Annotated in this window: 10 protein-coding genes and 1 pseudogene; 7 read left to right on the forward strand and 4 right to left on the reverse strand. The window is 69.1% G+C overall.

The genetic code is table 11. From position 1 onward, the window contains the following. The 4 genes and pseudogenes from ACRDPN_RS03660 to ACRDPN_RS03675 all read left to right on the forward strand — a co-directional run. Nucleotides 1-276, forward strand: a pseudogene (locus ACRDPN_RS03660) (single-stranded DNA-binding protein); the annotation flags it as partial. Nucleotides 277-311: 35 nt separating this feature from the next. Beyond that, nucleotides 312-551 carry a 30S ribosomal protein S18 gene (rpsR, locus tag ACRDPN_RS03665; RefSeq protein WP_431445974.1) on the forward strand — a complete coding sequence of 80 codons (240 nt, stop codon included), beginning with the start codon at nucleotides 312-314 and terminating at the stop codon, nucleotides 549-551. Between the two features lie 13 nt (nucleotides 552-564). Beyond that, nucleotides 565-1,011, forward strand: coding sequence for a 50S ribosomal protein L9 (gene rplI / locus ACRDPN_RS03670; RefSeq protein WP_431445975.1), 447 nt, complete (start codon nucleotides 565-567; stop codon nucleotides 1,009-1,011). A 60-nt stretch (nucleotides 1,012-1,071) separates the two neighbouring features. Further along, complete coding sequence (locus tag ACRDPN_RS03675) at nucleotides 1,072-2,784, forward strand: ABC transporter substrate-binding protein (RefSeq protein ID WP_431445976.1); 1,713 nt, start codon at nucleotides 1,072-1,074, stop codon at nucleotides 2,782-2,784. Nucleotides 2,785-2,799: 15 nt separating this feature from the next. Here ACRDPN_RS03675 and ACRDPN_RS03680 read toward each other — a convergent pair whose 3' ends face one another. Genes ACRDPN_RS03680 through ACRDPN_RS03690 form a run of 3 tightly spaced genes read right to left on the reverse strand, consistent with a single transcriptional unit; the run spans nucleotide 2,800 to nucleotide 5,672 of the window. Further along, complete coding sequence (locus ACRDPN_RS03680) at nucleotides 2,800-3,645, reverse strand: hypothetical protein (RefSeq protein WP_431445977.1); 846 nt, start codon at nucleotides 3,643-3,645, stop codon at nucleotides 2,800-2,802. Continuing rightward, entirely contained in the window at nucleotides 3,642-4,334 is a 693-nt protein-coding gene (locus ACRDPN_RS03685) for an alpha/beta hydrolase (protein WP_431445978.1), read from the reverse strand. Before ACRDPN_RS03685 ends, ACRDPN_RS03680 begins: the two co-directional genes overlap by 4 nt. Nucleotides 4,335-4,364: 30 nt before the next feature. Next, nucleotides 4,365-5,672 (reverse strand): MATE family efflux transporter, encoded by a 1,308-nt coding sequence (locus ACRDPN_RS03690; RefSeq protein ID WP_431445979.1) that lies wholly within the window; start codon nucleotides 5,670-5,672, stop codon nucleotides 4,365-4,367. 416 nt (nucleotides 5,673-6,088) lie between these two features. Here ACRDPN_RS03690 and dnaB point away from each other — a divergent pair, with 416 nt between their 5' ends. Together dnaB and ACRDPN_RS03700 are read left to right on the forward strand one after the other, a co-directional pair. Then, nucleotides 6,089-7,498, forward strand: coding sequence for a replicative DNA helicase (dnaB, locus tag ACRDPN_RS03695; protein ID WP_431445980.1), 1,410 nt, complete (start codon nucleotides 6,089-6,091; stop codon nucleotides 7,496-7,498). Nucleotides 7,499-7,526: 28 nt separating this feature from the next. Further along, nucleotides 7,527-8,183 (forward strand): DedA family protein, encoded by a 657-nt coding sequence (locus tag ACRDPN_RS03700; protein WP_431445981.1) that lies wholly within the window; start codon nucleotides 7,527-7,529, stop codon nucleotides 8,181-8,183. 9 nt (nucleotides 8,184-8,192) lie between these two features. Here the strand turns inward: ACRDPN_RS03700 and ACRDPN_RS03705 are convergent, their stop codons facing one another. Beyond that, the gene (locus tag ACRDPN_RS03705) at nucleotides 8,193-9,665 is read right to left on the reverse strand and encodes a helix-turn-helix transcriptional regulator (RefSeq protein ID WP_431445983.1); all 1,473 of its coding nucleotides are present in this window, start codon (nucleotides 9,663-9,665) and stop codon (nucleotides 8,193-8,195) included. A gap of 248 nt (nucleotides 9,666-9,913) precedes the next feature. On the opposite strand from ACRDPN_RS03705, the gene ACRDPN_RS03710 reads away from it, so the two are divergent. Continuing rightward, nucleotides 9,914-10,786: hypothetical protein (locus ACRDPN_RS03710; RefSeq protein WP_431445984.1), on the forward strand; the 873-nt coding region annotated here is incomplete at its 3' end.

Below are 10,786 nucleotides of genomic sequence, written 5' to 3' on the forward strand. Positions count from 1 at the left end.
ATTGTCAGCGGGCGGCTGCGCCAGCGGTCGTACGAGACGCGTGAGGGCGAGAAGCGCACGGTTATGGAGCTTGAGGTCGACGAGATCGGCCCGTCGCTGCGGTACGCCACGGCGAAGGTGCAGAAGATGTCGCGCAGCTCGCAGGGCGGCTTCGGGTCCGGTGGTGGCAACAGCGGCGGCGGGCAGGCGGACGACCCGTGGGCCAGCGCCGCGCCGGCTAGCGGCTCGGCTGGCGGCTCGGGCGGTTCCGGGTTCGACGAAGAGCCACCTTTCTAGATAGATCACATACAGAGGCAAACGGAGCACGAGGAATGGCAAAGGCTGCGGCGCTACGCAAGCCCAAGAGGAAGGTGAATCCGCTCGACAAGGAGGGGATCACCTACATCGACTACAAGGACACTGCGCTGCTGCGCAAGTTCATCTCCGACCGCGGCAAGATCCGCGCTCGCCGCGTCACCGGTGTCACCGTGCAGGAGCAGCGCCTCATCGCCAAGGCCGTGAAGAACGCCCGCGAGATGGCGCTCCTGCCCTACACCTCGAACGCCCGTTGAAAGCAGGACGCAGATGAAGCTCATCCTCACGCACGAGGTCTCGAACCTCGGCGAGCCCGGCGACATCGTCGATGTCAAGGACGGCTACGGTCGCAACTACCTGCTGCCGCGCCAATTCGCCATCCGCTGGACGAAGGGTGCCGCCAAGCAGGTCGAGTCCATCAAGGCCGCCCGCGATGCGCATGCCATCCACGATCTCGAAGACGCCCAGCAGCTCAAGGGCCGGCTCGAGGCCGAGCCCGTCAACGTCGGTGTCCGCGCCGGCGAGGGCGGCCGGCTCTTCGGTGCCGTCACCGTCTCCGACATCGCTGACGCGCTCGCCGCGGCCGGTTCCACGGTCGACAAGCGACGCATCGAGGTCGGCAACCCCATCAAGTCGCTGGGTGCCCACGACGTGGCCGTGCGAATCCACCCGGAAGTCAGCGCGCAGGTGCGCCTCAATGTGGTGGCCTCCAAGTAAGCACCGATCGACTGCAGGGCTCGGGGTGTTCCTCGAGCCCTGCGTCGTTTCGGAGCTGACATGAACCGTCGTCACCTCGCCCCCCGACACGGCCGGCGGCCGCTCCTGCTGGCAGCCATCGGCCTGCTGGTCGTCGCCCTCATCCTGGCCGGCGGGTACTGGTGGTTCAACCGCGACGACACCTCGACCGCGGGCCCGGTGGACGACGCGTCCGACGCGCTGCCCACCACGGCGTGGACGCGCGCGAAGCCCGAGTCCGTCGCCGATGGCGGCCGCCTGCGCCTCGCCGTCGCAGCTCTACCGGGCAACTTCAACCCCGTGCAGGCCGACGGCGCCGGGTCGTCCAGCGCCCAGGTGCTGGCACCCACCACAGGTAGCCCGGTGCGCATCACCGACGACGGTGGATGGCGGGTCGACACCGACTACGCGCGCGCGATCGACGTCGTCGGCAAGAAGCCCCTCACCGTGCGGGTCCGGCTCAACCGCGACGCCGTCTGGCAGGACGGCACGCCCATCGCCGCCACCGACATGGCGGCGTTCCAGCGTGCGATGAGTGGCAAGGTGAAGGGTCTCGAGGTCGCGTCCACCGACGGCTACGACGACATCAAGTCCGTCGAGCGCGGAGCCGACCGGTTCGAGTACACCGTCACGTTCAAGACCCCCCGCTCCGACTGGCCGCAGTACGTCTACCCACGCCTTCCGGCCGACGTCACGACGAAGGCCAAGAAGTTCAACGACGGTTTCCGCACCGCGGCAGTGCCGTCCAACGGGCCATTCGTGGTGTCGTCGATCGACAAGAAGACGGGCACCATCACCCAGAAGCGCAACCCGCGGTGGTGGGGCCGCACGCCGCGGTTGGATCAGGTCGTGTGGCGCATCGCCGATCCGGGCGTGCAGGCCGAGGCGTTCGCGGCGGACGAGCTCGACGCCGTCTCCGTCGGCGGCACCACGTACGAGACGGCGGCCGACGACGGCACCGTGCAACGGGCCGCCGGTGGCTCGTGGTCGCACCTGACCCTCAATGGTGGTCGTGGACCGCTCAGGGATGCCGACGTCCGTCGCGCCGTCGCCGCCGCGATCGATCGCGACGCGCTGGCGACCGAGGTCGGAGAAGCCGTCGAGGCACCCGGCAGCACCGCAGGCAGCTTGGTGCTCGTGCCCGGGCAGGAGGGCTACCGCGACGTCGCCGGCGATGTCCTGAAGCCCGGCCCAGGCAAGGCTCGCGCGCTGTTGAAGAAGGCCGGCTACGCCCAGAAGGACGGCAAGGCCGTGCGGAGGGGCAAGCCGCTCACGCTTCAGCTGCCGGTGCCGTCCGACACCCCGGCCAGCGAGGCGCGGGTCGAGGCGATCGCCGCCGATCTCGGGGCCGCGGGCATCACCGTCAAGACGCCGACCGTCAGGGCTGCGCGGTTCTTCCCCGACACGGTCCTTCCGCTCGACTTCGACCTCGTCACGTTCACCTGGCCCGCATCGCCGTTCCCGGTCGAGGCTGCGGAGCAGCGGTTCCGCCCCATCGACTCGCCGCAGAACTACACCGGCGTCGCCACCAAGAAGCTCGACGACCTCTGGGCCGAAGCGTCGGCGACGCTCGACGCCGACAAGCGCGCCGCCCTCATCCACGACCTCGACGCCAAGTTGCTGCGTCAGTCCGTCGTCATCCCGCTGAGCGTCCTGCCCGACGTGGTGGTGGTGCGGGATGGTCTGGTCAACTTCGGGGCCGCCACGTTCGAGCAACCCGACTACACGTCGGTCGGGTGGGCCGAGAAGAAGTGAGCACCGGCGTCCCCCTCAGGGGAGCGCCACCGCCCGCTTCATCCGGACCGCCCGCCACGGGGCACGACCCCACACGACCGCCCGGCCCCGCATCAGCACCCGGCCGAGGCTCTGTCGGTTCCACAGGAACATCAGCAGCGTCGCTGGGTCGGTTCCGATGCGGACATCGACGCGTCCGGGAGCTGCGGGGTCGTCGACGTGGAGGCCACCGTCTTCGAGACGAAGGCGCAGCCGACCGGCTCGGCGAAGCCGAAACTCCATGACGACACGAGCCCGCGCGGCGCCCACATCGACGACGTCGCCAGGGAGCTCGCGGATGATCGGGACCAGGAACTCGTGCAGCGCGAGCGACGCGTGAGCCGGATCGACTTGCCACGGTCGCCCGGCGGCACGCGCGAGGTCGAGGCCGTGCAGCACGGTCTCGTTCAGCAGATGGGCGGAGAACAGCGGCATCGGCACTCGCACGCCCGAGGCCAGCCACGGCTGCACCTGGTCGACGTCGGAGTCGCGGCACGAGGACAGGTAGCTGCTCGCGGCGGTCTCGATCCGGTCGGCCAGGACGACCGGATCGCGCTCCGGGTCGGCCTCGACAGCGCGCTGGGTCAGGGCTCCCAGCTCGGACGGGTGCCGGAACGACGTCGACCCCACCAGCTCTCTCAGGGGATCCTCGTCGCCACGCGCGAGTGCCGGCAGGATCATCCACCCGTGCGAGAGATGAGCGGCAAGCTCGGAAACCCCCCAGACCTGGCCGGCCGGGCGCGGTGGTGGTTCCGTGACGTCCCGCAGGAGCGCGACGACACGAGCCGCTTCCGCGGCGAGTGCCCTCCGGGTCATCCGCCACGTGCTGACCGGGTCGCTCACGTGAGGGCGGCGATCCGGTCCGCGACGTCGACCGCGACGGTGAGGGTCGCCTCGTCCGTTGCCGGATTCCAGCTCTCCCGGTCCTCGGAGAGGACCGTGCCGACGATGCCGGCGTGGTCGGTGGGCAGCTCGATGACCTCGACCGGCCAGGCCGCGAGCTCGAGGGCCTGCGCGAACGCGCGCGATGCCGTGACCGGCGCGATGTCGTCCGCAATGCCGTGAAACAGCGTGAAGGGTGAACGGCTCTCAGCCGGCCCGCCAGACGGCAGCTGACCGGTGAGCAGGACGCCCGAGATCGGGTCGGGCGCGGTGAACCCGCCGGCCAGGCACACGGTGTGCGCGAAGCCGACACCAAGACGTCGGGCATTGATCGTGACGCCGGCCGCGGCGGTGCCGCCGAGGGACCATCCGACGAGCACGAGTGAGTCCGGGTCGCCGCCGTGATCCCCGACGGCACCGCGCGTGAACCGCAGCGACTGAAGCAGGTCGGCGCGGCCGCCGTCGTCGGACTCGGAGCTCCAGTCGGGGACGATCACCGTCGGTCCGCGTTCGGCGACCAGACCGGCGAGCGTCGCCAGTGCGCCCCGTTCGTTCGGCCCGCGTCCGTGCCAGAGCAGGACGTGGCCACCACCCCCCGTGCCCGGATGGACGTCAGCTGCTCGGCCCGGCTCGTACTCGACGGTCTCCACAGGGCCACCCTCCCACTAGGGTGCGTCTCGCTAGGCGCCGAGGACCATCCAGCGGTCGCTGCGCTGCCGCAGCCACAGCGTCACCAAGCGGGCCGCGATGAAGGCCCCATAGGCCGCCCAGAGCCAGGTGAAGCCGGCGTCGAGCGCCCCGACGGCCAGGACGAGCGGCACGTAGGCGACCAGCACGGCCAGCCCGGCCCAGGCGAGGTAGACTCCGTCGCCGGCGCCGATCAGCACTCCGTCGAGCACGAACACGACGCCCGAGAGCGGCTGGATCGCGGCGACCACGAGCAGCGCCGGTACCAGGGCGCGCTGCACCGCCGGGTCGGGACTGAAGAGACGGGCCAGCACAGGCGATCCGGCGGCGAGGACCACGGCCGCGAACAACCCGGTGCCGATGCCCCACGCGACCATGCGGCGGGTGAGCTCCCGTGTTCGAGGCGCGTCACCGGCACCGAGCGTGCGTCCCGTGAGGGCCTGACCGGCGATGGCGATGGCATCGAGCCCGAAGGCCAGGAAGGTGACGATCGCCGTCGCGACCTGATGGGCGGCCAGCGGGACGTCGCCCAGATCGGCTGCGACCGCCGTCGCGAGGACGAGCGACGCCCGCAAGGTCGCCGTGCGAACGAGCAGCGGCACGCCGTCGCGACCGGCTCGCACGATGGCACCGATCCTTGGCCAGACCGAGGCTCGCGCCGCCCGGGCCCGCCGCACGACGACCACTCCCAGCCAGGCCGCGGCCACCCATTGGGCGATGACGGTGCCTGCCGCCGAGCCGCCGATGCCGAGTCCCAACCCGTACACCAGCGCCAGGTTGAGCACGACGTTCAGCACGTTCGCGACGGCGGCGACGATGAGCGGCGTCTTCAGGTCAAGCACCCCGCGCAGCGCGCCGGTGGCCGCGAGCACCACGAGCATCGCCGGCACACCCGACGCCGAGATGACCAGGTATCGGTCCGCCTGCTCGGCTACCGCCGCCGAGCTGGACAGCCAGTCGCTCAGCGCCTTCGACGAGACCGCCGTCCCGAGTCCCAGGACGATGCCGAGGCCGAGGGCCAGCCACAGTCCTCCGACAGCGAGGCCGTACGCCGCGGCTTCCCGGCCGGCGCCGTGCTGGCGTGCCACCGCGGCAGTGCTGCCGTAGGCGAGGAAGACACACAGGCCGACCACGGTCGTCAGGACGACCGACGCCGCCGCGAGACCGCCCAGCTCGGTGGTGCCGAGGTGTCCGATGATCGCGGTGTCGGCGAGCAGCATGAGCGGCTCGGTGACAAGGGCCAGGAAGGCCGGCGCGGCGACCGCCAGGATCCGTCGATCGAGGTCGTCGAGCCCCCTCACGCGGACTCGCCGAGCCTGTGGACAGACGCGAGGCCCGAGTATGTCGACATGTCACCTGGCCTGGGGACGACCGCATAGTCACAAAGGGCTATATGGTCCGAAATCTTTCTTCGTTCCACACGATGTGCAGCATGTTCGTGCAGGTCAGAGGGTATTTTGGACCTGAGTCCGATTGCTCGTCCACACGCTCGTCCACCGGCTGTGCACATCCTTCGCGGCGTTTTCCACAGGGCTCGCGCCGTTGCCCACACCCCCTGTGCGCGTTGGCCTTTCCCGGGTCGTCCCACCCGGCCTAGTGTGACGCGTCGGCGCTACATGACCGGGCAGGTGGTCCGGTACGTGGCCGGGGACGGGCAATCGAATATTTGTCCGAGTCGATATCTAGGGTGGGCGATGTGCAAAGGAGTACGGGTGCGGTGAGCGTCGCGGATCTCTATGCAGCAGCTCCCGATGCCGGAGAAGACACCTCCGGCGCTCGAGTCCCACCTCAAGACATCATCGCCGAGCAGAGCGTGCTCGGCGCGATGCTGCTGTCCAAGGACGCGATCGACCCGGCCACCGACGCGCTGCAGGGCCGCGACTTCTACCGGCCGTCGCACGAGCTGGTCTTCGACACCATCACTGCGCTCGCGCTGCGAGGCGAGCCGGCCGACGCCATCACGGTGGGCGCCGAGCTGGGCCGCCGCGGCGAGCTCGCCCGTGTCGGCGGTGCGCCCTACCTGCACACCTTGGTGGCCGGCGTTCCGGTCACCGCCAGCATCGACTACTACGCCGAGATCGTCCGCGAGAAGGCCATCCTGCGTCGCCTCATCTCCGTCGGAGAGCGCATCGCCGGGTTCGGCTGGGCCGAGCAGGGCGAGATCGCCGAGATCGTCGACCGTGCGCAGGCCGAGGTGCTCGAGGTCGACGGCGCGAGCGGCAGCGACGACTACAAGACCATCGCCGAGCTCATCGGACCCACGATCCAGGAGATCGATGACATCCAGAACCGAGAGGGCGACATGGCCGGCCTCGGGTCCGGATTCCCCGAGCTCGACCGCCTCACCACGGGGTTCCGCCCCGGCCAGATGATCGTCGTGGCCGCTCGCCCCGGTGTCGGCAAGTCCACGCTCGGGCTCGACTTCTGCCGGGCGGCCTCCATCAAGCACGGCGTGCCGTCGGCCATCTTCTCGCTGGAGATGACGGCGGCAGAGATCTCCATGAGGCTGATCTCGGCCGAGGCCAAGGTCGCGATCCACCACATGCGCGGCGGCGGCATGAGCGAACCGGAGTGGAACGCCATCACCCGCATCATCACCAAGGTGCAGGGCGCCCCCATCACCATCGACGACTCCCCGAACATGACGATGCCCGAGATCCGTTCGAAGGCCCGCCGCATCAAGAAGCAGCACGGGCTCGGCCTCCTGGTCATCGACTACCTGCAGCTGATGACGTCGGGCAAGAGGGTCGAGAACCGCCAGGTCGAGGTCTCGGAGTTCTCGCGCCAGATCAAGCTGCTCGCCAAGGAGCTTGAGGTCCCGGTCGTCGCGATCAGCCAGCTCAACCGTGGGTCGGAGCAGCGCACCGACAAGACCCCGCAGCTCTCCGACCTGCGTGAGTCCGGCTCCATCGAGCAGGACGCCGACATCGTCATGCTGCTCAACCGCCCCGACGCCCACGGGCACGGCGAGTCCGAGCGCCCGGGCGAGGCCGACATCATCGTCGCCAAGAACCGCTCCGGCCCGGTCAACCGGGTCGCGGTGGGCTTCCAGGGCCACTACTCCCGCTTCACTCCGATGGCCCGAGACGCCGAGCCGCCTGGAGCGGCAGCGGGCGAGTTCTACTAGGCGCTCGACGCCCGGATACGCTCGGCGCGTGATTGTCATCGCCGTGCTTGCCGCCGAAGGATCGGGCGCCCCCACCGATGGGCTGGCAGGATGGACCGTGGAGCTGATGGACCGGCTCGGCCTGTTCGGGGCCGCCCTGGCGGTGGCGCTCGACAACTTCTTCCCGCCGATCCCGAGCGAGATTATCCTGCCCCTCGCCGGCTTCGCGGCCAGTCAGGGCACCTTCTCGCTCACCGGCGCGCTGATCGCGACGACGGCCGGCTCGGTGTTCGGCGCCGTGGTCCTCTACTGGCTGGGCCGCGTCTTCGGCCGCGAACGAACCCTCCTCGTCTTCGAGCGCACCCCGCTGCTCAAGGTGAGCGACCTCGAACGGACCGAGGCGTGGTTCGCCAAGCACGGTGGCAAGGCGGTGTTCTTCGGCCGCATGGTGCCAATCTTCCGCAGCCTCATCTCCATCCCGGCCGGCGTCGAGCGCATGAACGCCGGCACTTTCCTGCTGCTGACAACGCTGGGCAGCTTCATCTGGAACTTCATCTTCGTCTACGCCGGCTTCCGGCTCGGCGAGAACTGGGACCGGGTCGAGCCGTATGCCGAATGGTTCCAGCGCCTCGTCATCCTCGCCGTCGTCGTGGTCGTCGTCGCGTTCGTGGTGATCCGCGTACGCGACCTCCGAGCCAGTCGCTGAGCTCGCCTCTCACTCTTCGCCTGTGCTCGACCCCACCAAGAGGCGACGGAGCGTCTCCATCATCTCGGCCCGATTCGTCGACCCCAGTCGGCGCCGAACGCTGGCGACGTGGTGCTCCACCGTCCTCGGGGAGATGTAGAGGCGTTCGCCGATCTCGCGGTACCCGATTCCTTGGACCACCAGGCGAGCGATCTCCCATTCCCGGTCGGTGAGCTGGCTGGAATGCGAGCTCGTCGACTTCGATGTCGATGTCGACCCGTCACCGCTGTGCGCAGCGCGCGCCATGTTGAGAAGGTCGAGGCTCACGCGTCGATCCGCAGTGTGCAGCGCGGCCTGCGCCGCCAGCTGAGAGGCGTCCCACCTCAGGCCGATTCCACTCAAGCCCTCGACAGCCAGATTGATGGCCGAGACATCGATGTCGCGTCCCAGCACCCTGACCCAGGTGTGTCCGGCCGCGGCCAGCGTCTGGGCGTGGCGACTGACGTGTGCAGCCTCGCTGATCGCGTCGGCGTGTGGGATCAGCGCGTCCGGTTGGTCGCTGACGATGGCCGCCTGAACGCCGTACCAATGGAATGCCGCGGACCACAGGGCGGGCTGTCCGAGCCGTCCCAGGACCACCTCGGCTGCCTGCAATTGCGGCGCCAACCAGTGTTCGTCATGCATGCGCGCTGCCCCGACAAGAAGTTCGCCCAGAGGCAGCAGATGAAACAGGTCGATGAACATTCCGGCAACTGCGGTTCGCGCCTCCGCCCATGCGTCAGCCAACGCGGCGGTGTCGCCCCTGCGTCGGGCGATTCCCACGCGGACTGCATGCACGAGGTAGTTGTCTCGGGTGTCGTCCAGTGGCGGATCGCCGACGGACTCGAGAGTCGCGGCTGCCTCGGCCATGTTGCCGCGGGCCATGGAGACCCAGGCAAGCAGGATCTGGTGTCGCGGCCGGAACAGTGGGCCGCCGAGATCAGCAGCCATCGCCCTCTGCAGGACGGACTCCGCGAGATCGAGCTCGCCGAGGTGGAGCGCCACCAACGCCGCCAGCGCGGCGGGAGTGTCGAGCATGATGCCGTCGCGCCCGACGGGAGCCAGTGCGATGACGGCTTGCACCAACGGCGACATCCCGGCGACGCCGTCGCCACTGACGCTCTGCACGAGCCCCGTCGTGGCCAACCGCCAGGCCGCCGCTGTTGCGGTCGGCGCATCCGCGCGACTCGAGGCGAGCATCCGGTCGGCGGTGGCCATGTCGCCGACGCCGATGAGTGCAACGGCTCCCGCCGCCGCGGCATCGCCCAGTGCGTCGGGCGCCACCAGCTGAAGCAGCTCGGCGCTTCTGTTCAACGTTCCGCGGTGCGCGTGGATGGCAGCAGCGATCCGCGCCGCCGACGCGAACTCGGCATGGTCCATGTCGGCGAGAATCGCCTCAAGGGTGCGAAGCGCGTCGTCGTGATCGCCGCTGACGGTTGATTCTTCAGCTTCCGCCACACTCATAACGCGGCCTCCCCTGGTGTGCCTGCCGCCGCAAAAGTAACAGTTGAGATGTCCCTAGGTGCACGATTCGGCAAAGCCGTCAACCCCCTAGGGGAACGCCGATGCGGCTGCTGATCCCCTATACGGCAGACCCGAACCCCAGGTGTCGGGGATTCGGCCCAAGCCCCGATGGAGTGACGCCGTGTTGCTTCCTACCATCGAACAGGCGCGTCGCACGACCCGCCTCACGATCACAAGGAGCCTTCGACATGCCCGGGACATCCAGCTTGTTCGACCTCATTCTTCAGCTGCTCGCGAACCCCGCGCTCGCACAGTCATTCCTGTCCGACCCGGACGGCACGTTCGACGGGGTCGACCTGAACCAGACCGACATCAACGTCGTCGTCGCGGAGATCAACAACTCCGCGGCGCTGCTGAACTCCAGCGGCGTGGCGTCCATCGCGATCCCCGTGCTTCTTCCGGGTATGACGGCCGGAGAGCTGCTCGACAGCTTCGTGACGAGCTTCTACGCCGATCACCCCGTCGAGAACAACGTGTGGGCCGAGGACGACGTGACGCAGGCCTTCGCCGGCGCGGGCGGCATCGCCGTCTCCTCGGACGATGAGGTCGAGGACCTGACCGCGGCCACGGACGGCTCGGTCGCCATCGGCGGAAAGGTCGAGGAGAGTGGCATCGCCACGGGCGGCAGCATCGCCGCTGGCGACGACGTCGAGTTCGAGGAGACCGGCGGCATCATCATCGGCGACGGCAATGTCGGCGCCATCATCGGCGAGGACAACACGGTGGTCGGGGGCGACCAGTTCAACGTCGACGAGTCAGAAGAGGTCAACATTGCCACCAACGGTTCGGTGAATCAGGTTGCCGAGGACGGTGGAGTCAACGCCTTGGGCGATGCCATCGTCGACTCTCAGATCGCCGGCGACGACCAGGCCATCGCGGAGGAAGGCAGCACCGCTGTGGCGGCCGACGGCAATGTTGCCGTGGGCGATGACGCGGTCGCGACCAACGGACCGGTTGCCGATGGCGCGAACGCCCAAGCGGCCGGGGAGGACAGCAACCTGGTCAAGGACGACGACACCTTCTCCCCGTCGATCACCCAGACCGCACCGGTGACCTTCGGT

Origin of the sequence: Aeromicrobium sp., assembly GCF_050700635.1 — a bacterium.
Taxonomy (GTDB): Bacteria; Actinomycetota; Actinomycetes; order Propionibacteriales; family Nocardioidaceae; genus Aeromicrobium.